Source organism: Pseudomonas viciae (genome assembly GCF_004786035.1).
GTDB lineage: Bacteria > Pseudomonadota > Gammaproteobacteria > Pseudomonadales > Pseudomonadaceae > Aquipseudomonas > Aquipseudomonas viciae.
The window spans coordinates 5,123,343-5,142,375 of the sequence record NZ_CP035088.1 but is presented as its reverse complement, the minus strand read 5'-3'; the positions used below and the strand labels follow the sequence as shown (position 1 = coordinate 5,142,375).

Annotated in this window: 21 protein-coding genes; 10 read left to right on the top strand and 11 right to left on the bottom strand. The window is 61.6% G+C overall.

Going from position 1 to position 19,033, the window contains the following annotated elements; all coding sequences use genetic code 11:
* Positions 1-559 precede the first annotated feature (559 nt).
* Positions 560-1,282, top strand: coding sequence for a response regulator (locus EPZ47_RS22685; RefSeq protein WP_135846777.1), 723 nt, complete (start codon positions 560-562; stop codon positions 1,280-1,282).
* The gene (locus EPZ47_RS22680; RefSeq protein WP_135846776.1) at positions 1,279-2,889 is read left to right on the top strand and encodes an ATP-binding protein; all 1,611 of its coding nucleotides are present in this window, start codon (positions 1,279-1,281) and stop codon (positions 2,887-2,889) included. The genes EPZ47_RS22685 and EPZ47_RS22680 overlap by 4 nt, the downstream gene beginning before the upstream one ends.
* A gap of 114 nt (positions 2,890-3,003) precedes the next feature.
* On the opposite strand, the gene EPZ47_RS22675 is transcribed toward EPZ47_RS22680, so the two are convergent.
* Positions 3,004-3,729 (bottom strand): 4'-phosphopantetheinyl transferase family protein, encoded by a 726-nt coding sequence (locus EPZ47_RS22675; protein ID WP_202879080.1) that lies wholly within the window; start codon positions 3,727-3,729, stop codon positions 3,004-3,006.
* A 90-nt stretch (positions 3,730-3,819) separates the two neighbouring features.
* The gene (locus EPZ47_RS22670) at positions 3,820-4,611 is read right to left on the bottom strand and encodes a dienelactone hydrolase family protein (RefSeq protein ID WP_135846774.1); all 792 of its coding nucleotides are present in this window, start codon (positions 4,609-4,611) and stop codon (positions 3,820-3,822) included.
* A 143-nt stretch (positions 4,612-4,754) separates the two neighbouring features.
* On the opposite strand from EPZ47_RS22670, the gene EPZ47_RS22665 reads away from it, so the two are divergent.
* The 3 genes from EPZ47_RS22665 to EPZ47_RS22655 all read left to right on the top strand — a co-directional run bounded on the left by EPZ47_RS22665 (position 4,755) and on the right by EPZ47_RS22655 (position 7,480).
* The gene (locus EPZ47_RS22665; protein WP_135846773.1) at positions 4,755-5,354 is read left to right on the top strand and encodes a hypothetical protein; all 600 of its coding nucleotides are present in this window, start codon (positions 4,755-4,757) and stop codon (positions 5,352-5,354) included.
* Positions 5,355-5,459: 105 nt separating this feature from the next.
* Entirely contained in the window at positions 5,460-6,137 is a 678-nt protein-coding gene (locus EPZ47_RS22660; RefSeq protein WP_135846772.1) for a response regulator, read from the top strand.
* Positions 6,134-7,480: an ATP-binding protein gene (locus EPZ47_RS22655; protein WP_135846771.1), complete on the top strand. Its 1,347-nt coding sequence runs from the start codon at positions 6,134-6,136 to the stop codon at positions 7,478-7,480. Before EPZ47_RS22660 ends, EPZ47_RS22655 begins: the two co-directional genes overlap by 4 nt.
* 162 nt (positions 7,481-7,642) lie before the next feature.
* Here the strand turns inward: EPZ47_RS22655 and EPZ47_RS22650 are convergent, their stop codons facing one another.
* Complete coding sequence (locus tag EPZ47_RS22650) at positions 7,643-8,641, bottom strand: AraC family transcriptional regulator (protein ID WP_135846770.1); 999 nt, start codon at positions 8,639-8,641, stop codon at positions 7,643-7,645.
* Between the two features lie 334 nt (positions 8,642-8,975).
* On the opposite strand from EPZ47_RS22650, the gene EPZ47_RS22645 reads away from it, so the two are divergent.
* Entirely contained in the window at positions 8,976-10,310 is a 1,335-nt protein-coding gene (locus EPZ47_RS22645) for a dicarboxylate/amino acid:cation symporter (RefSeq protein ID WP_135846769.1), read from the top strand.
* 154 nt (positions 10,311-10,464) lie between these two features.
* Entirely contained in the window at positions 10,465-11,646 is a 1,182-nt protein-coding gene (locus tag EPZ47_RS22640; protein WP_135846768.1) for a CaiB/BaiF CoA transferase family protein, read from the top strand.
* A 99-nt stretch (positions 11,647-11,745) separates the two neighbouring features.
* On the opposite strand, the gene EPZ47_RS22635 is transcribed toward EPZ47_RS22640, so the two are convergent.
* Positions 11,746-12,240 carry a SprT family zinc-dependent metalloprotease gene (locus EPZ47_RS22635; RefSeq protein ID WP_135846767.1) on the bottom strand — a complete coding sequence of 165 codons (495 nt, stop codon included), beginning with the start codon at positions 12,238-12,240 and terminating at the stop codon, positions 11,746-11,748.
* A gap of 158 nt (positions 12,241-12,398) precedes the next feature.
* Positions 12,399-13,001 (bottom strand): Yip1 family protein, encoded by a 603-nt coding sequence (locus tag EPZ47_RS22630; RefSeq protein ID WP_135846766.1) that lies wholly within the window; start codon positions 12,999-13,001, stop codon positions 12,399-12,401.
* A gap of 393 nt (positions 13,002-13,394) precedes the next feature.
* Here EPZ47_RS22630 and ttcA point away from each other — a divergent pair, with 393 nt between their 5' ends.
* Positions 13,395-14,219 carry a tRNA 2-thiocytidine(32) synthetase TtcA gene (ttcA, locus tag EPZ47_RS22625; protein WP_058542563.1) on the top strand — a complete coding sequence of 275 codons (825 nt, stop codon included), beginning with the start codon at positions 13,395-13,397 and terminating at the stop codon, positions 14,217-14,219.
* Between the two features lie 67 nt (positions 14,220-14,286).
* A complete protein-coding gene (locus EPZ47_RS22620; RefSeq protein WP_135846765.1) occupies positions 14,287-14,961 on the top strand; it encodes a DNA-3-methyladenine glycosylase I in 675 nt (224 codons plus the stop codon).
* Between the two features lie 98 nt (positions 14,962-15,059).
* Here EPZ47_RS22620 and EPZ47_RS22615 read toward each other — a convergent pair whose 3' ends face one another.
* The 3 genes from EPZ47_RS22615 to arsC are packed head-to-tail and all read right to left on the bottom strand — an operon-like array spanning position 15,060 to position 16,433.
* Positions 15,060-15,485: a DUF2069 domain-containing protein gene (locus EPZ47_RS22615; RefSeq protein WP_135846764.1), complete on the bottom strand. Its 426-nt coding sequence runs from the start codon at positions 15,483-15,485 to the stop codon at positions 15,060-15,062.
* Positions 15,478-16,083 (bottom strand): NAD(P)H:quinone oxidoreductase, encoded by a 606-nt coding sequence (gene wrbA / locus EPZ47_RS22610; protein ID WP_135846763.1) that lies wholly within the window; start codon positions 16,081-16,083, stop codon positions 15,478-15,480. Before wrbA ends, EPZ47_RS22615 begins: the two co-directional genes overlap by 8 nt.
* A complete protein-coding gene (arsC, locus tag EPZ47_RS22605) occupies positions 16,080-16,433 on the bottom strand; it encodes an arsenate reductase (glutaredoxin) (RefSeq protein WP_135846762.1) in 354 nt (117 codons plus the stop codon). Before arsC ends, wrbA begins: the two co-directional genes overlap by 4 nt.
* Positions 16,434-16,547: 114 nt before the next feature.
* Here arsC and EPZ47_RS22600 point away from each other — a divergent pair, with 114 nt between their 5' ends.
* On the top strand, positions 16,548-17,015 hold the full coding sequence (locus tag EPZ47_RS22600) for a TlpA family protein disulfide reductase (protein WP_135846761.1): 468 nt from the start codon (positions 16,548-16,550) through the stop codon (positions 17,013-17,015).
* A gap of 56 nt (positions 17,016-17,071) precedes the next feature.
* Here the strand turns inward: EPZ47_RS22600 and EPZ47_RS22595 are convergent, their stop codons facing one another.
* The 3 genes from EPZ47_RS22595 to EPZ47_RS22585 form a co-directional block, all read right to left on the bottom strand.
* Positions 17,072-17,476: an META domain-containing protein gene (locus tag EPZ47_RS22595; protein ID WP_135846760.1), complete on the bottom strand. Its 405-nt coding sequence runs from the start codon at positions 17,474-17,476 to the stop codon at positions 17,072-17,074.
* The gene (locus EPZ47_RS22590) at positions 17,476-17,910 is read right to left on the bottom strand and encodes a hypothetical protein (RefSeq protein WP_135846759.1); all 435 of its coding nucleotides are present in this window, start codon (positions 17,908-17,910) and stop codon (positions 17,476-17,478) included. Before EPZ47_RS22590 ends, EPZ47_RS22595 begins: the two co-directional genes overlap by 1 nt.
* 118 nt (positions 17,911-18,028) lie before the next feature.
* Complete coding sequence (locus EPZ47_RS22585) at positions 18,029-19,018, bottom strand: 2-hydroxyacid dehydrogenase (protein ID WP_135846758.1); 990 nt, start codon at positions 19,016-19,018, stop codon at positions 18,029-18,031.
* Positions 19,019-19,033: the final 15 nt, after the last annotated feature.

The following is a 19,033-nucleotide window of genomic DNA, read 5'->3' as shown; positions in this document are numbered from 1 at the left end:
AACAGTTGCCATCCGCAGGGGCGGTCTGGGCTTGGGAAAAATGCGCTGTTTCAGGTAGACAGAAGCAAGAAAAGCGCTTGAATTCTCTGTCCGACTTGTGTTTGGTTTTTGGCCTAAAACCCTACATGTAGGGTTTTTTACGCGGCGGGCTACAAGATAATGCGTTTTGGGGGGTGAATGCAACGTACTACCTGTGGATAAGCCTGTGCGTAATTTGTGTGCGAAACGTGGAACTGCTCTGTAGGCCGCGACCTAGCTGGAGTGGACCTTTTTTCATCGTTTTGACGGCTCGAAAACAGCCCGATGGTTTTTTCGGGCGCGGACGTTACCACACAAGTCGCGCGCGACCGAATGCATTTGTCCGCTTGTTTTCTCCGAGGGCGACGTTTATACAATCGGCCCGTGCATGAGCATGTTTATCCTCCTTTAACATGACAAAAAGATGGGGGAGGCGCTGTGTTCGAATACCTGGAGTGGGCACCTTTTGTGGCGAGGGAGCTTGCTCGCCACAGGTGAGTGCCGATCCTTCCTTTTATATTCGCAACAAGACGAGGCCCCCGTGGAACAAGAAGCCTGGCAGGTATTGATCGTCGAGGATGACCAGCGTCTGGCCGAGTTGACCCGTGAATACCTTGAAAGCAACGGCCTGCGCGTGGCCATCGAAGGTAACGGCGCCGTGGCGGCGGCGCGGATCATCGCCGAGCAGCCGGACCTGGTGATTCTCGACCTGATGCTGCCCGGCGAGGACGGCCTGAGCATCTGCCGCAAGGTGCGCGCGCATTACGACGGGCCGATCCTGATGCTCACCGCCCGCACCGATGACACCGATCAGATCCAGGGCCTGGACCTGGGCGCCGACGACTACGTCTGCAAGCCGGTGCGCCCGCGTTTGCTATTGGCGCGCATCCAGGCCTTGCTGCGGCGTAGCGAACCGGAACCGTCGGGGCCACAAAAGCAGCGGCGCCTGCAATTCGGTCCGCTGGTGGTGGACAACGCCTTGCGCGAAGCCTGGTTGCAGGGCAATGGCATCGAACTGACCAGTGCCGAATTCGACCTGCTGTGGCTGCTGGTGTCCAATGCCGGACGCATACTGTCCCGGGAGGAAATTTTCACGGCCCTGCGTGGCATCGGTTATGACGGCCAAGACCGCTCCATCGATGTACGCATCTCGCGCATCCGCCCCAAGATCGGCGACGACCCGGACCATCCACGGCTGATCAAGACCATTCGCAGCAAAGGCTACCTGTTCGTTCCTGAAGCTTGCGTAGACCCGGCGCCGTGAACTCGATCTTCCTGCGCATCTATGGCGGCATGTGTGCCGCACTGGTGCTCGTGGCGGTACTCGGCGTGTTGGCCTTGCATCTGCTCAACCAGACGCGCAGCGAGCAATACCGTGAGCGCCTGGCCCACGGTACGTTTTCCTTGATGGCCGACAACCTGCGGGCAATGAACGACACCGAGCGTCGGCGGGCGTTGGCGGTGTGGGAGCGCCTGCTCGGCATCCCCCTGGCCTTGCAGACCTTTGCCCAGACCGACCTGGACCTCCGCCAGCGCACTGGCGTGCTGCGCGGCCAGGCATTGGTGGAGCAGACCGGGCCCCATGCGGCGAAGGTCTATCGGTTGGTCAGCGATGGCGAACAACTGATGCTGGTGGGGGAGGTCCAACAGATCAGCGAGCAACTGGCCCGGGCGACCATCTACCTGCTGGCCGACGAGCTGGTGCGCTACCCGGTCGGCGAGCAGCCTGAACGGCTCGCGCAACTCAAGCAGGAAAAAGGTTTCGGTTTCGACCTGCGCCTGATGACTGTCGCGGCGGCGGACATGGACGAAGACCAGCGCCGTCGGGTGTCCGAGGGTGACACGGTGATGGCGCTGGGCAAGGGCGGCGATTCGATCCGGGTGTTCGCCGGCATGGTCGGTACGCCGTGGGTGCTGGAGATCGGCCCGCTGTACCAGATGAACCCTTATCCACCGCAATGGTTGGTGTTGATCGCGGCGCTGGGGCTGAGCCTGATCGGCTTGATCGTCTATCTGTTGGTGCGCCAGTTGGAGCGGCGGCTGCGCGGCCTGGAATCGGCCGCGACCCAGATCGCCCAGGGCAGCCTGGAAACCCGCGTACCGGCCCGGGGGGCCGACTCGGTGGGGCGGTTGGCCGCCGCGTTCAATGGCATGGCCGAGCATTTGCAGCAGCTATTGGCGATTCAGCGTGAGCTGGTGCGCGCGGTGTCCCATGAACTGCGTACCCCGGTGGCACGCCTGCGTTTTGGCCTGGAAATGCTCGGCAGCGCCACCACGCCCCAGGCCCGGGACAAATACCTGGCGGGTATGGACCACGACATCGAAGACCTCGATCGACTGGTGGACGAGATGTTGACCTACGCGCGGTTGGAGCAGGGTTCGCCGGCCCTGAATTTCCAGCGGGTGGATCTGGATGCGTTGGTCAATCAAGTGATCGAGGAGTTGGGACCGCTGCGGGTGGGGGTTACGGTCGAGCGCGGTCTATGCCTGTCCGCCGCCGATTGTGACGGCGCCTGGGTCGAGGCCGAGCCACGCTTCCTGCACCGCGCCCTGCAGAATCTGGTAGGCAATGCCATGCGCCACGCCAGCTCGCGGGTGACCGTCAGCTACCAGGTGGGCCAGTTGCGTTGTCGGGTCGACGTCGAGGACGATGGGCCGGGCGTGCCGGAGGCGGCGTGGGAGCGAGTGTTCAAGCCTTTCCTGCGCCTGGACGATAGCCGCGCCCGTGCTTCGGGTGGTCATGGGTTGGGGTTGTCGATTGTGCGACGGATCATTCATTGGCACGACGGCCGGGCGTTGGTCGGCAAGAGCAAGAGCCTGGGTGGGGCCTGTTTCAGCTTGAGTTGGCCGAGGCATCAGGATAGGTCTTGAGAGGTGTGGCACCTGTGCCGGCCTCATCGCGAGCAAGCTCGCTCCCACAGAGGACCGCATTCCAATGTGGGAGCGAGCTTGCTCGCGATGGGGCCCTTCCAGGCACTACTGAGTTCAGGCCTTGATCCCCACCAGACTCAACAACTGCCCATCCTTGACCCCAAACTGCCCCTGCAGCTCGCTGCCATGGCGCCACTCGGTCGACAGGTTCGTCAGTAGCCGAAGTCGCACCTGTCCGCTGTGTGTCCATTCCAGCACTTCGGCATGCTCGAAATAAAAGCGCTGCCCGACGATCGGGTACAGCGCCTTGAACAGGCTTTCCTTCACTGAAAAGGTCAGGGTCACCAGCAATGCCCGCTCATCTTGCGCGAGGGTGGTCATGCGCAGGAGCTCGGGCGGGGTGAGGATTTCGCCAGCCAGGCGCTCGGCCCGTTCGGCGTCGAGCAGGTTTTCCAGGTCCATGCCCAAGCCTTGCCAGTGATCTTTCCTGGCGACGATGGCTGCCGCCCGACCCGTGCTGTGGGTGATCGAACCGCTGACATGGGCCGGCCATACGGGGGCGCGATCTTCGCCGATGGGCGGCACGCAGGTCTGGCCGTTCAGCTGGCGCAACGCCGCTCGGGCGCAGATCCGCCCGGCAAGAAACTCCGTCTGACGCTTGGCCACCGAACGCTGGATGCTTGCGGGTGGTTCGATGGCACTGTGCAAAAAGTCATTGCCGCTCAGCAGCAACGGATCGAAGCGGGTGCTCAGCAGCACGGTATTGGGCAGCGCATCGGGCAGGAGCCAGTGTTCATCCAGAGGCGTACAGCAGGCGGGCAGGGCGGGGAGTGCATTCATGCCCGGCATTTTGCCGGGTTGGCTTGGCGCTGGGTAGTGGGGCCGAGCTTTTGTGGCGAGGGGATAAATCCCCTCGCCACAAGGTCTGCGTCAGTTAAAAAGTTTCTTGAAGAACTTCTGCATATCCGCCCAGGACTTTTCATCGGCTTCTTTGTTGTAGCCAATGTCCGGCCCGCCATGTTCGCCGTGGCTCAGGCGGTCGGCGTCCGGGTTGCTGAAGCCGTGCTTGGCGTCCTTGAGGCTGACAAATTTATAGTCGGCGCCGGCCTTGTCCATCTCGCTCTTGAACGCGCTCACGTTGTCCCCGGTGACCATGCTGTCCAGCGCACCGTGTTCGACAAGAATCCTGGCCTTGACGCTGCCAGGCGTGGCCGGGGTGTTGGTCACCAGTGCGCCGTGGAAGCTCACCACACCGGCCAGTGGTACACCTTGGCGTGCCGCGTCCAGCACCACCTTGCCGCCGAAGCAGTAACCGATGGCGGCGATTTTGTCCGGGTCGGTCTGGGGTTGTTTCTTCAGCAGGTCGAGCCCGGCCTGGAAGCGCGCACTGGCTGCCTTGCCGTCCTTGAGCGCCGCTTGCATGAAGGCCATGGCGTCCTTGGGGTGCTCGGTGTTCTTGCCATCGCCGTACATGTCGATGGCCAAGGCGCTGTAGCCCAAGCCCGCGAGGTCACGGGCGCGGCGCTTGGCATAATCGTTCAGCCCCCACCATTCATGCACCACCACCACGCCCGGGCGTGGACCCTTGATGGCGTCGTCATAGGCGTAATAGCCGATCAGCTTTGTGCCGTCGGCACTGCTGTAGGGAATCTCTTGGGTCTGAATGGCGGCGTGGCTCGTACCGCTCAGGGCCAGAAGGACAACAGCAAGCAACCTGCGCATGACGGATCTCCTTAAAAAGTAGTTCGAACAGACTAGCCGATTCATTCAGCGCAGGTTCAGAGAACGTTCAAGAGGTGTTCAGGGAGTGCTGGTTAACGTGACTGCGACTTCACACACACTTCACGCTTCAAAGGAGCTTGACCATGACTCAGATGAAAAAACTGCTGTTGGCTTTCACCGTGTTGGGCGTCAGCGCCATGGCCCACGCCGATGACAACTTCGCCAGCCTGACCCTCGGCCAGACCAGTGACAAGGTAAAGAAATCCGATGCCTTGGACAGTGCCCTGAACAACCCCAACGCCGACGGCATCATCGGTAAGGACACCACTTACGGTGTGCGCCTGGGCCGGCAAAACGACCAGGGTCGCTACTACGCCACCTACGACAATGTCTCGGGGACCCACAATGGCATCAAACTGCGCCAGGAAAATCTGCTGGGCAGCTACGACGTGTTCTATCCGGTGACCGCCAGTACCAAACTGTTCGGCGGCGGCACGGCGGGCCTGACCAAACTGACCCAGGATTCCCCTGGCTACAGCCGCGACACTGACATCGGCTACGCGGTGGGCTTGCAGGGGGGCGTCCTGCAACAAATTTCGCAGAACACCTCGGTGGAACTGGGTTACCGTTACCTGCGCAGCAACGCCAGCACTGAGATGAGCCCGCACGGTGGCGGCAAGGTCGGCTCGCTGGACCTGACCAGCAGTGCCCAGACTTACCTGTCCGCCAACTACACGTTCTAAGCGGTCGATGGTGAGTGCATTGCGCCGGATCGGCCCAAGACGATCCGGCGCCTTTCGTTGCGAGGCGCAATGCTGGACTGTTTGATTTGCCTGGGGAGAGGCTCCATGAAATTACTGGTTGTCGAAGACGAAGCGTTATTGCGTCATCACCTGCAAACCCGTCTCACCGACAGCGGCCATGTGGTGCAGGCCGTGGCCAATGCTGAAGAAGCCTTGTATCAAGTCCATGAGTTCAACCACGACCTGGCGGTGATTGACCTGGGCTTGCCAGGCATCAGCGGGCTGGAGCTGATCCGCCGGCTGCGTTCCCAGGACAAGGCGTTCCCGATCCTGATCCTGACCGCCCGGGGTAACTGGCAGGACAAGGTCGAAGGCCTGGCCGCCGGGGCCGACGACTACGTGGTCAAGCCGTTTCAGTTCGAAGAACTGGAGGCCCGCTTGAATGCCCTGTTGCGCCGCTCCAGTGGTTTCACCCAGTCGACCATCGTCGCCGGTCCGCTGGTGCTGGACCTCAACCGCAAGCAGGCGTCCCTCGGCGAAGAGCCGTTGGCGTTGACCGCCTATGAATACCGCATCCTGGAATACCTGATGCGCCATCATCAGCAAGTGGTCGCCAAGGACCGCTTGATGGAGCAGCTTTATCCCGATGACGACGAGCGTGATCCCAACGTCATCGAAGTGTTGGTGGGACGCTTGCGCCGTAAACTGGAAGCGCCGGCCGGCTTCAAGCCGATCGACACCGTGCGTGGCCTGGGTTACCTGTTCAACGAGCGCTGCCAGTGATTCGTTCGCTACGCCTGCGCTTGATGCTGGCCGCCATGACCCTGGCGGTACTGTTCATGCTGGCGCTGTTACCGGCCATGCAAGGTGCGTTCAGCCTGGCGTTGCAGGAGTCCATCGAGCAACGCCTGGCTTCGGACGTGACCACCCTGATTTCCGCCGCCCGGGTGGAAAACAAGCAATTGAAGATGCCGGCACAGTTGCCCGATGAGCGCTTCAACCTCGCCGACGCCCGCCTGCTGGGCTACATCTATGATCGTGAAGGGCGGTTGGTCTGGCGATCCAAGGCGACCCAGGAAGAAAACATCAACTACACGCCGCGCTATGACGGCCAGGGCAACCAGTTCGCGCGCATCCGCGAGAACGACGGCCAGGAATTTTTTGTCTATGACGTCGAGATCAAGCTGCTCGGCGGCCAGAGCGCGGCGTTCAGCATCGTCACCCTGCAACCGGTGCGCGACTACGAGGTAACCCTGCAAGGGTTGCGGGACAATCTCTACCTGGGTTTTGGCGCCGCCCTGTTGGTGCTGCTGGCCCTGTTGTGGATCGGCCTGACCTGGGGGCTTCGGGCATTGCGGCGGCTGAGTCAGGAGCTGGACGAAATTGAAAGTGGAGCGCGGGAAAGCCTCAGTACCGAGCATCCCCGCGAGCTATTGCGCCTGACCGGTTCCCTCAATCGCCTGCTGGACAGCGAGCGGGAGCAGCGTAGCCGTTACCGCGACTCTCTCGATGACCTGGCCCACAGCCTGAAAACCCCGCTGGCGGTGTTGCAGGGCGTCAGCGAAGACATGGCCCGGCGCCCCGAGGATCGTGGGCAGGCCTGGGTGCTACAAACCCAGATCGAGCGCATGAGCCAGCAGATCGGCTATCAGCTGCAGCGCGCCAGCCTGCGCAAAAGCGGGCTGGTGCGCCATCAGGTGCGCTTGCGCCCGGTGCTGCAAAGCCTGTGCGACACGTTGGACAAGGTTTATCGCGACAAACGGGTCAATGTCAGTTTCGACCTGCCAGAGCACTGCCAGGTGCCGATCGAACAGGGCGCCTTGCTGGAGATGCTCGGCAACCTGCTGGAAAACGCTTATCGGCTCTGCCTGGGCGAGGTGCGCGTCAGTGTGCACCAGACGCTTGGCGGTATTGAGTTATGCGTCGAGGATGACGGGCCGGGCGTGCCACCGGATCAACGCGCGCGGATTCTCCAGCGTGGCGAACGGCTGGATCGCCAGCACCCGGGGCAGGGCATTGGCCTGGCGGTGGTCAAGGACATCATCGAAAGCTACGGCGCCAGGTTGACCCTGGGGGATTCCGAGCTGGGCGGGGCGGCTTTCAGGATTCACTTTTCGGTGGTTTGACTGGAATATTTCGCTGTGTCGGCGGGCCCTTTCGCGAGCAAGCCCGCTCCCACGCTGGATCTTCAATAGCCACAAATCTGTGTTCGCCGCAGATCAACTGTGGGAGCGGGCTTGCTCGCGAAGGGGCCGGGGGGGCTCCCCACAGAAGTTGGATCTCACCACTCAATTCTCCTGCTCCCGATAAGCCCCCGGCGTCACCCCCGTCCACTTCTTGAACGCCCGGTGAAACGCCGACGGCTCCGAGAATCCCAACTGCTCGGCAATCTGCTGTAACGACAGGTCCGCGCGGCCCAGGTGATAGATGGCGATATCCCGCCGCAGCTGATCCTTGAGCTCCTGGAAGCTGGTGCCTTCCTCTCGCAGATGCCGGCGCAAGGTCTGGGGGCTGATGTGCAGATGCGCGGCGACGCTGTCCAGGTCGGGCCAGCGTGCCGTGTCGCGGCTGAGCAGGCGGCGCAACTGGCTGCTCAGGCTGTGGCCATCGTCGGGTCGCGACAGCAGGTCGGCGGGGGAGCGCTCGAGGAAATGCTTGAGGGTCCGTTCGTCCTGCAGCAACGGCATGTCCAGGTAGCGACGGTGGAACAACAGGCTGCAGCGTTGTGCTTCGAACACCAGCGGACAGGGAAACAGCAAGTCGTATTCGGCACCGTGGGCGGGCTTGGCGTAGCCGAAGGTCGCCTGTTCCAGGTCGATCCGCTGGCCGATCAGCCAACTGCCGAGGCGATGCCAGATCACCAGCAGACTTTCACTCAGGAAATGATCCGGGTCCCGCAACGTCGAGTCGTCCAGCACCAGGCGTACTCGCTCGCCTTCGGTCTCCAGCGTCAGGTCCGGGGCATCAGGGAACAGGCTGTAGAACAACAGGCCGCGCTGAAGGGCTTTACCCAGGGTGCGGCAGTGGATCAGCGCGTGACACATCATGGCAAACGTCCCGGGTTTGCTCAGGCCCCGGCCGAACCCCAGGTATTCGTCGTCCAGGCTTTGCCACAGCGCTTGCAACAGGCGGGTGAACTGTTCCGGAGCGATTCGCGCGCGCGGTTCATCCAGCAGCTCAGGGCTGATGCCCAACTGTTGCAGCAAAGGAAAATAGTCGAACCCCTGGCGACGTGCGCCGCCCAGGGCAGCGCGGGCGAAGTGACTGGCGATCGTGCGTTGGCGCATGACAAAAAATCCGTCCGTTAAGCGGGCGATGGTAGCAGGGGGTGGGGGCTGAACAAGGCGGATATCCGCCAAATCCCGGAACAGGGAGCGGCCTTCGGGCGGAAAACCGCCATCGTGTGCGCCGAGTTTAACCCCTGTGGAATTCGCAAACCCGCGTGTAATACGGGGTGTAGGAGCTTTCTCGAAAATGGCATGTGCGTTGCAATACGTTGAGTAGGTCTGCCGCGTGCAGCCGACAAAAACAAATCCCTCCAGTGCAGGAGGGTTCGCGAAGTTGAGGTGCCGTGGACGACAGATGGATGTTGTCACACGGGACGCTTGAGGAAGGTTTGCCATGACGACTCGTCAGCCCCTGTACAAATCCCTGTATTTCCAGGTGATCGTAGCCATTGCCATCGGTATTTTGCTCGGCCACTTCTACCCACAGACCGGTGTTGCCCTCAAGCCGTTCGGTGACGGGTTCATCAAGCTGATCAAAATGGTCATCGCCCCCATCATTTTCTGTACCGTCGTCAGCGGCATCGGCGGTATGCAGAACATGAAATCGGTCGGCAAGACCGGCGGCTATGCGCTGCTGTACTTTGAAATTGTCTCCACCATCGCCCTGCTGATCGGCCTGGTCGTGGTTAACATCGTGCAACCGGGTGTCGGCATGCACATCGATGTATCGACCCTGGACACCAGCAAGATCGCCGGTTTCATCTCGGCCGGTAAAGACCAGAGCATCATCGCCTTTATCCTCAATGTGATCCCGAACACCATCGTCGGCGCGTTCGCCAACGGCGACATCCTGCAAGTGCTGATGTTCTCGGTGCTCTTCGGTTTCGCCCTGCATCGCCTGGGGTCCTACGGCAAGCCGGTGCTGGACTTCATCGACCGCTTCGCCCACGTGATGTTCATCATCATCAACATGATCATGAAGCTGGCGCCGATCGGTGCGTTCGGTGCCATGGCCTTCACCATCGGCGCCTACGGTGTCGGTTCGCTGGTGCAACTGGGCCAGTTGATGATCTGCTTCTACATCACCTGCGTAGTGTTCGTACTGGTGGTACTGGGCGCCATCTGCCGCGCCCACGGCTTCAGCGTCGTCAAGCTGATCCGCTACATCCGTGAAGAACTGCTGATCGTGCTGGGTACTTCCTCGTCGGAATCGGCCCTGCCACGCATGCTGATCAAGATGGAGCGCCTGGGTGCCAAGAAGTCTGTAGTAGGCCTGGTGATCCCGACTGGCTACTCGTTCAACCTCGACGGTACTTCGATCTACCTGACCATGGCCGCGGTGTTCATTGCCCAGGCCACCGACACCCCGATGGACCTGACTCACCAGATCACCCTGCTGCTGGTGCTGCTGCTGTCGTCCAAAGGTGCTGCTGGCGTGACCGGTAGCGGCTTCATCGTGCTGGCGGCCACCCTGTCGGCCGTGGGTACCTTGCCGGTGGCCGGTCTGGCACTGATCCTGGGTATCGACCGCTTCATGTCCGAAGCCCGCGCCCTGACCAACCTGGTGGGCAACGCCGTTGCCACGATCGTGGTTGCCAAGTGGGTCAAGGAGCTGGACGAAGACCAGTTGCAAACCGAGCTGGCTTCCGGTGGTCGCGGTATCTCTGACGTTCGTGAAGAAGACGAGCAAACCGTGGCCGAGGGCTCGGTTCCAAGCGCTGTGAAGTAACCTTCCAGTTGCAATGAAAAACCCGCTTCGGCGGGTTTTTTTATTGGAAGAGTTCTCACGCTGAGCGCAATGGTCATCCAGACTGGCACCTGCGGTGATTGCCCTACCACCAACCCCTGCCTAGTCTTGAGTCCATCACCCACCGGAGACCGCTATGCAAGGTCCACTGGCATCGCTCAAGGTTCTGGACTTCTCGACCCTGCTGCCCGGCCCGTTCGCCTCGTTGTTGCTGGCGGACATGGGCGCCGAGGTGTTGCGCATCGAGTCGCCGACCCGCCCGGATCTCTTGCGGATACTGCCGCCCCATGACCAAGGTGCCTCGGCCAGCCATGCCTACCTCAACCGCAACAAGCGCAGCCTCGCGCTGGATCTCAAGCAACCGCAAGCCCTGGACGTGATCAAGCCGTTGCTGGAGGACTACGACATCCTGCTGGAACAGTTCCGTCCCGGTGTGATGGAGCGGCTGGGCCTGGGATACGAGGCCTTGAAGGCGATCAATCCACGGTTGATCTACGTGTCGATCACCGGCTACGGCCAGACCGGGCCCTACAAGGACCGCGCCGGGCACGACATCAACTACCTGGCCCTGGCGGGGCTGGCCAGTCACACCGGCCGTGCCGACAGCGGCCCGCTGCCGCTGGGGATCCAGGCGGCGGACATTGCCGGCGGTTCGCTGCACGGGGTGATCGGACTGTTGGCGGCGGTGATCGCCCGTCAGCAGAGCGGGCAGGGCCAGCACTTGGACGTGAGCATGACCGACTGTGTGTTCAGCCTGAACGCCTTGGCCGGCGCCGGTTACCTGGCCTGCGGTGTGGAACCGGGTTGGGAAAACCAGATGCTCAACGGCGGCAGCTTCTATGACTATTACCGCACCCGGGATGGTCGTTGGATGTCGGTGGGCAGCCTGGAGCCGGCCTTCATGCAGGCGCTTTGCGATGCTCTGGGGCGACCGGAACTGGCGGCCCAAGGGTTGTCACCCCAGCCTGAGCAGCAGCACGCGCTCAAGCAGGCCCTGCAAGCCGAGTTCGAGAAACATGACTTCGCCGAGCTTTGCCGCTTGTTTGCCGGGATTGATGCCTGCGTCGAGCCGGTGCTGAGCCTGGACGAAGCCCTCAGGCATCCGCAATTGCAGGCCCGGGAAGTGGTGACCCAAGTGCCCCGTGGCGATGGTTCGAGCCAGGCGCAGATGGCTTGTCCGTTGAAATTTTCACAAGGGCTGCCCGAGCCTCGGCATATTGGCGCGGGGCTGGGGGCGCATACGGATCAAGTGTTGGGGGAGTTGGGGTTTAGTGCTGAGCGGATAGCTCAATTGCGTCGCAGTGGGGTGGTTTTGTAGCGCCTTTCAGGCAGCCATCGCGAGCAAGCTCGCACACACTGGATCCTGTGGGAGCGGGCTTGCTCGCGAAGGGGCCCCAAAGAACACCACAAACCTTGGCTACTCCACCCGCGTCTCCCCACTGAACACCAAGGTACTGCGACAGCTACGGCACAAATACCGCCGCCCCTGCCGCACCAGGCTGTGGCGCTGGGCCGAGAACGGGAAGTCGCTGCCGTCGCAGGGGCATTTGTAGATGTAGCGGGTCACGCTGCGGCGTTTGATTTCGTAGGTGTGGCAGCGGTTGGGCGGCAGTTCGTAGACCCCGCGCATGATCAGTTGCCACTCTTCGCCATGGGGCTGGATGCGTTCGCCAAACAGTTGATGGGCAATCAGGTGCGCGACTTCGTGGGCGACGGTCTGCTTGAGAAAATCTTCGGCGTTTTCCCGGTACAACTGTGGATTGAAGCGCAGCAGATTTTCATGCAAGTGCGCGACCCCAGCTTTCTGGCCACGCAATTTGAAGCTGACCACTGGGCGTTTGAAAGGACGTTTGAAAAAGGATTCGGCTTGTTGGTAACACTCTTCGACGCGGGTATTGAGGTGTTCGAGCATGCTTTACGGGTCTCCAGAACCCCGAGTATGCCGCAACCGCCGGCCGTTGCGAATCGCCCGGGCGCCCAGCGGTCGTTTTGCCCTCTCCAAACACAGGAAGGCCGCCTTGCGGCGGCCTGTGTTGGCAGATCCTGCTTCTTATTGGAGAGCTCTATCGTTTAATTGGTGTACACCGGGCCGACGCCCAGCCCCCAGACAATCACCGTGAACGCCATGATGGCCACCAGCACCACCAGGCCGACGGCAAGCACCGAACTGGAAAACAGAAAGCCTTCGTCCTGATGAATGCTCATGAAGGTCGGCAGGCCCACATACAGCAGGTAGACCGTGTAGCAGATCGCCGCCGTGCCGACGATCATCCCCAGCCACATGTGCGGGTAGAGCGCCGCCAGGCCGCCAATGAACAACGGTGTCGCGGTGTAGGTGGCGAACGCGATGCAACGGGCCAGGCTCGGGTTGGCGTCATAGGTGCGGGCCATCCAGTGGATGAACGCCCCCATCACCGCCACACCGCCCAGCATGGCCAGGTACGACATGACGGTCATCCACAGCGCGCTTTCCTGGGTCAGCATCACCGGTGGACGATTGCCGATGACCCATCCCACCTGCGTGGTGCCGATAAACGCCGATACCGCGGGAATGGCCGCCAGGATCAGCGTGTGGGTGAGGTACATGTGGCTGATGCTTTCCTCCTGATCGCCACGGATTTCTTTCCATTCTTGATCAGGGTGGGTAAAGAGCCCCACGACATGATGGATCATAGTCAGTCACTCCTTTGTTATTGCCATCGCCCCCCAACGGAGCGCCTACGGGCCAATGTGGCCAAGTAAGTAAAGGTCTGAATATGTGTGCGACCTTATGTCGCAGTATAGAAAGGAGTTCTCGCCAGGGGGATGGGGGGCTTAGAGCAAATCGCGCTGTAAAGGAACAGGCTAATCGCGACGTGATCTGTGTGGGCTCGCTATGGCGAAGAGATTTCCTGTGGCGAGGGCGCTTGCTCCCGCTCGGCTGCGAAGCAGACGCCAACAGGACGAGCCCAGAGGGTTGCTTCGCAACCCAGCGGGAGCAAGCTCCCTCGCCACAGGGGCGGTGCCACATTCGGGATTTTTTGCGTAAAATGCCGGCCTTTCGTCACACCTCACGGATTTCGCGTCATGGGCACTCTTACGGTCAACCAGAACAAACTGCAAAAGCGCCTGCGCCGCCAGGCCGGTGAGGCGGTCGCCGATTTCAACATGATCGAGGACGGCGACAAGGTCATGGTCTGCCTGTCCGGCGGCAAGGACAGCTATACCTTGCTCGATGTGCTGATGCATTTGCAAAAGGTTGCACCGATCAAGTTCGACATCGTCGCGGTGAACATGGACCAGAAGCAGCCCGGGTTCCCCGAGCATGTGCTGCCGGCTTACCTCGAGTCGCTGGGTGTGGAATACCACATCGTCGAGAAAGACACCTATTCGGTGGTCAAGGAGCTGATCCCTGAAGGCAAGACCACCTGCTCGCTGTGCTCACGCCTGCGTCGCGGCACGCTCTACACCTTCGCCGATGAGATCGGTGCGACCAAGATGGCCCTGGGTCACCACCGTGACGACATCGTTGAGACCTTCTTCCTGAACATGTTCTACAACGGCTCGCTCAAGGCCATGCCGCCCAAGCTGCGGGCCGATGACGGGCGTAACGTGGTGATCCGCCCGCTGGCTTATTGCAGCGAGAAAGACATCCAGGCCTATTCGGATTTCAAGCAATTTCCGATCATTCCCTGCAACCTCTGTGGCTCCCAGGAAAACCTGCAGCGCCAGGTGGTCAAGGAAATGCTCCAGGAGTGGGAACGCAAGACCCCGGGCCGTACCGAGAGCATCTTCCGTGGCTTGCAGAATGTCGTTCCATCGCAACTGGCGGACCGTAACCTGTTCGACTTCACCAGCCTGCGCATTGATGAAAACGCCACGCCGCGGTTCGTCAACGTGGTGAACCTCTGACGAGGGCAGGGGCTCCTATTCACGGCGCTCGCGAAGCGCCGTTTTCATTTCAGACCCGGGAGAGGGCATGCGCGATTACAAGTGGTTGCACGAGTATTGTCTGAACCGCTTCGGTTCGGCGGCTGAACTGGAAGCCCACCTGCCGGTTCCCAAGACCCCGGCGCAGTTGCGCAAGATCAGCGACGACCGCTACCTCTCGACCATGGCGCTGCGGGTTTTCCGGGCCGGGCTCAAGCACAGTCTGGTGGACGCCAAGTGGCCGGCTTTCGAAGAGGTGTTCTTCAAGTTCGACCCGGAAAAAGTCGTGCTGATGAGCGCCGAGCACCTGGAGCGGCTGATGCAGGACGCACGGATCATCCGCCATCTGGGCAAGCTCAAGAGCGTGCCGCGCAACGCGCAACTGATAGTGGACGTGGCCCATGAAAAGGGCAGCTTCGGTGCGCTGATCGCCGACTGGCCGGTGACTGACATCGTCGGCCTGTGGACCTACCTGAAAAAGCACGGCCATCAACTGGGCGGCCTGTCGGCACCGCGCTTCCTGCGGATGATGGGCAAGGACACCTTCGTGCCCAGCTATGACGTGGTGGCCGCGCTCAATGCCCAGGACATCATCGACAAAGTCCCCACCAGCCTGCGGGACCTGGCGACGGTGCAGAGTGCCTTTAACCAGTGGCATGAAGAGAGCGGTGGACGGCCGATGAGCCAGATTTCGATGATGCTGGCGTATACAGTGAATCATTGAGACCGAGTTGCTCCTTTCGCGAGCAAGCCCGCTCCCACAGGGATTGGTGAACGCCGAAGATCCAGTGTGGGAGCGAGCTTGCTCGCGATAGCGGTCTATCAGGCGACGGAAATATCGCCTTCCCCCGCAAGTCGTCGATTCAACTGAAACCGCCAACGCACATACAACAAGGCCGAGCAGAACACCGCCACGCTCGCCACCATTTCCAGCATGCCGAACACCTGCCGGTTCGGGTCATAGGCCGCCAGCGCGCCCTTGATGAAATACAGGTTCACCACGAAGCACATCCACGAATGCCCGCGGGCGCTGCCACTGAGCATGCCGGGCGCGAGGATCAGCAGCGGCACCAGCTCGATCAGCAGAATCACCCAAGGCCGCGCGCCGTGCAGGTCTGCGATCAGCAGGTAATACGCACTGAGCAGCCCTACCAGGCCGAAAAAACACAGCAGGCTCAGGATGCGGGCAATGCGTACGCGCGGTTCCAGCCATTGGATAGGCGGCAGGATTTTCGGCTTCTTAGCCACGGCCGTTCTCCAGCAGTTGTGCGGTTTTCGCCAGGCGCAAGCCCAGGGCCCGACACAGCGCGACTTCATGCTCATTCAAGCCGCTTTTACCGTCGGCTCCGGCGTGATGGCTCGGGCCGTAAGGCGTACCGCCACCTTGGGTGTCGATCAGGGCCGATTCGCTGTAGGGCAGGCCAGTGATCAGCATGCCGTGGTGCAGCAACGGCAACATCATCGATAGCAGGGTGGTTTCCTGGCCGCCATGCAGGCTCGCGGTGGAAGTGAACACCCCGGCGGGTTTACCCACCAAGGCACCGGTCAGCCACAGGTTGCTGGTGCCGTCGAGAAAGTACTTCAGTGGCGCGGCCATGTTGCCGAAACGGGTCGGGCTGCCCAGGGCCAGGCCGGCGCAGTTCTTCAGGTCATCGAGGCTGGCGTACAGCGGGCCTTGCTCGGGAATGTCCGGCGACACGGCTTCGCATTCGGTGGAAATGGCAGGCACCGTGCGCAACCGTGCTTCCAGCCCAGCCTGCTCGACGCCCCGTGCGATCTGCCGGGCCATTTCGTTGGTGGAGCCACTGCGGCTGTAATACAACACCAGGATGTACGGTGTGCTCACGGCAGGATCTCCAGGATCTTCTCCGGCGGACGACCGATCATGGCTTTGTCTGCGGTTTCAAGAATCGGCCGCTCCATGAGTTTCGGGTGGGCGGCGATGGCGGCGATCAACTGAGCCTGGCTCAGGCTGGCGTCGGCCAGATTGAGCGTGGCGTATTCCTCTTCGCCAGTGCGCAGCAGTTGCCGGGCGGTGAGGCCGAGCTTGCCCAGCAGGCGTTCAAGCTGAGCGGCGTCGAGCGGGGTTTCCAGGTAGCGGACCACGGTAGGCGCCAGGCCCTGGGCCTCCAACAGTTCCAGCGCACCGCGGGATTTCGAGCAGCGCGGGTTGTGATAAAGCGTCAGATCGGTCATGAGCGGGTCGCATCTTGCGTAAGGTGGCGGCTATTCTACTGTGCTGCGAGGCCTCTAGCACCTTGCAGGGCGTTAGGTCGCGGTGACGTTCACATTCAGACTAAGGATTGGCACATGGCAAGGCGATTGACGGCAGCACTGACATTCATCGGCATCTTGTTGCTCGCCGGCTGCGGAAACGACTACGGGGTGGATCAGAACGGCCAGGCCATTGCCTCGCAGCGGCTGGACAAACAATGGCTGGTGCTCAACTACTGGGCCGAGTGGTGTGCGCCGTGTCGCACCGAGATCCCGGAGTTCAACGCCTTGGCCGAGCAGCTCAAGGGGCGCAATGTCGGTGTGTTCGGGGTCAACTTCGACCAGGTGCAGGGCGAGGAGCTCAAGAGCTCCAGCGACAAGATGGGAATTCGTTTCACCGTGCTGGCCCGGGATCCGGCCGAGATCTTCGACCTTCCACGCAGCGAAGGGCTGCCGGTGACTTACATCATCGATAACCAGGGCAAAGTGCGCGAGCAGTTGCTGGGGGAACAGACGGCGGCAGGGGTGATGGCCAAGCTTGAGGCGTTGCAGGCGCTTAAATAACACCTGTGATGATCGTTCCCACGCGGAGCGTGGGAACGATCAAGTGGGATCAGGCCTCAGCCTTCCTCCAACCACCACCGCAACGGCTTGCCTTGGGCCGGCCAGAAGCGCATCTGCTCGATGGGCGAGATGTCCCAGCGCTCGACCTTTTCCAGCGCTTGCAAAAAGCGTGTCTCTTGCTCCATCAGGGCCGGGGCGCAGAGTTTGCGAGTGCTGCCGATCTTGCCGAAGCTCAAGCGGTGGCCTTCCAGGGTGTAGGGCGCGAACCAGTGATTGCAGCCGCCGTTGCCGTAGGCCCGGCCGTCATCCCCGAGGGTGATGGTCAGGTGGCTGTAGTCCATCAATGGCCGTTCGCCGATCCATTCCAGGATGTAGCTGCGGTTATGTTGCAGTTGCACCGGCTCGGCGGCGCAACCCATCAGGCCGGCGCCGATCAGCGCGGCCAGGGCCAAGCGTTTCATCAGGCGGCTTCCTGGCATTTAGGGCACAGGTGTTTTTCACCGACAGTGGTCCAGCCCAGTTCGGCGATGCGTGCACTGGCCGCCGGTTTCTGGGCCTTGACGCCGAGCTTGGCATCGACGGCAAATTCGAAGCTCAGTTCCTTGGCGCAACTGTCGCAATTGACCTGCCAGGTGTGGATCGCCAGCTCACCGAACACCGGACCGGTGGTCATCGCGGTCCATTGACCCATGGGCTTGAGCAGATGCCGAACGGTGTCCACGGTCAGGCGCATGGACAAATCCTTGCTGCCCTTGAGGGTGACGAGCAGTACATCGTTGGCCTGGATCGAACCGCCATTGCCGGTGACCTGGTAACGGCCCGGCGCCAGGGCGCGGACCTCGGTCAAGGTGTGCTGTGGGTTCATCAGGGTGTAGCGGAAATCGTGTTCGGCCATGGGTCCTCCAAATAGGCGCGATATGCTAGCACGGGGCATGGCTTGGGATGGTCTCGATGGCGGGCATCTGGAGATCAGGCCGACGAAACTCCATCCCCTGTGGGAGCTGGCTCAAGGTTTAGCTATCTACCAGATTTTGTGGCGTGCCTTTCGCCCAGGCGGCGATGTTGTCCAGGGTGGTGATGGCAATGGCTGCCAACGCTTCATGGGTCAGGAACGCCTGGTGGGCGGTGACGATCACGTTGGGGAAGGTCAGCAGCCGTGCCAGCACGTCGTCCTGCAGGGGCAGGTCGGAGCGGTCCTTGAAAAACAGCTGGGCCTCTTCTTCGTACACATCCAACCCCAGGTAGCCGAGCTGGCCGCTTTTCAAGGCTTCGATCAGGGCCGGCGTGTCCACCAGGCCGCCACGCCCGGTGTTGATCAACATCGCGCCGCGTTGCATCGCGGCCAGCGATTGGGCGTTGATCAGGTGTCGGCTTTGTTCGTTGAGCGGGCAGTGCAGGCTGATGATCTGCGCTTGCGCCAGCAGATCGGCCAGGGGCAAGTAGCGCGCCCCCAAGGCTTCGACCTGCGGGTTGGGGTACGGGTCATAGGCCAGCAACTGGCAGCCGAAGCCGGCCATGATCCGTGCGAACGTCGCGCCGATCTGCCCGGTGCCGATCACGCCGACCGTCTTGCCCACCAGGTCGAAACCGGTCAGCCCATGGAGGCTGAAATTACCATCCCGGGTGCGGTTGTAGGCGCGGTGCAGGCAGCGATTGAGGGCCATGATCAACGCCACGGCGTGTTCGGCCACGGCGTGGGGCGAGTAGGCCGGAACCCGGACGATGCTCAATCCCAGGCGTTTGGCAGCGAGCAGGTCGACATGGTTGTAGCCGGCCGAGCGCAGGGCGATCAGCCGGGTCCCGCCGTTCGCCAGTCGTTCCAGCACCGGGGCACTGAGGTCATCGTTGATAAAGGCGCACACCACGTCATGTCGTTCGGCCAGGGCCACGGTGTCCAGGTTCAAGCGTGCCGGCTGGAACTGCAATTCAAGGCCGGCAGGCGCCAGGGCGTTGCTGAAGCTGTCGCGGTCATAGGTCTGGCTGCTGAAAAGAATCACGCGCATGGCGGCCTCCTGGCA

Coding starts and splice junctions, on each gene's coding strand:
- EPZ47_RS22675 (WP_202879080.1), bottom strand. CDS start 3,729: ATGAATGCACTCCCCGCCCTGCCCGCCTGCTGTACGCCTCTGGATGAA.
- EPZ47_RS22670 (WP_135846774.1), bottom strand. CDS start 4,611: ATGCGCAGGTTGCTTGCTGTTGTCCTTCTGGCCCTGAGCGGTACGAGC.
- EPZ47_RS22665 (WP_135846773.1), top strand. CDS start 4,755: ATGACTCAGATGAAAAAACTGCTGTTGGCTTTCACCGTGTTGGGCGTC.
- EPZ47_RS22660 (WP_135846772.1), top strand. CDS start 5,460: ATGAAATTACTGGTTGTCGAAGACGAAGCGTTATTGCGTCATCACCTG.
- EPZ47_RS22650 (WP_135846770.1), bottom strand. CDS start 8,641: ATGCGCCAACGCACGATCGCCAGTCACTTCGCCCGCGCTGCCCTGGGC.
- EPZ47_RS22645 (WP_135846769.1), top strand. CDS start 8,976: ATGACGACTCGTCAGCCCCTGTACAAATCCCTGTATTTCCAGGTGATC.
- EPZ47_RS22640 (WP_135846768.1), top strand. CDS start 10,465: ATGCAAGGTCCACTGGCATCGCTCAAGGTTCTGGACTTCTCGACCCTG.
- EPZ47_RS22635 (WP_135846767.1), bottom strand. CDS start 12,240: ATGCTCGAACACCTCAATACCCGCGTCGAAGAGTGTTACCAACAAGCC.
- EPZ47_RS22630 (WP_135846766.1), bottom strand. CDS start 13,001: ATGATCCATCATGTCGTGGGGCTCTTTACCCACCCTGATCAAGAATGG.
- ttcA (WP_058542563.1), top strand. CDS start 13,395: ATGGGCACTCTTACGGTCAACCAGAACAAACTGCAAAAGCGCCTGCGC.
- EPZ47_RS22620 (WP_135846765.1), top strand. CDS start 14,287: ATGCGCGATTACAAGTGGTTGCACGAGTATTGTCTGAACCGCTTCGGT.
- arsC (WP_135846762.1), bottom strand. CDS start 16,433: ATGACCGATCTGACGCTTTATCACAACCCGCGCTGCTCGAAATCCCGC.
- EPZ47_RS22600 (WP_135846761.1), top strand. CDS start 16,548: ATGGCAAGGCGATTGACGGCAGCACTGACATTCATCGGCATCTTGTTG.
- EPZ47_RS22595 (WP_135846760.1), bottom strand. CDS start 17,476: ATGAAACGCTTGGCCCTGGCCGCGCTGATCGGCGCCGGCCTGATGGGT.
- EPZ47_RS22590 (WP_135846759.1), bottom strand. CDS start 17,910: ATGGCCGAACACGATTTCCGCTACACCCTGATGAACCCACAGCACACC.
- EPZ47_RS22585 (WP_135846758.1), bottom strand. CDS start 19,018: ATGCGCGTGATTCTTTTCAGCAGCCAGACCTATGACCGCGACAGCTTC.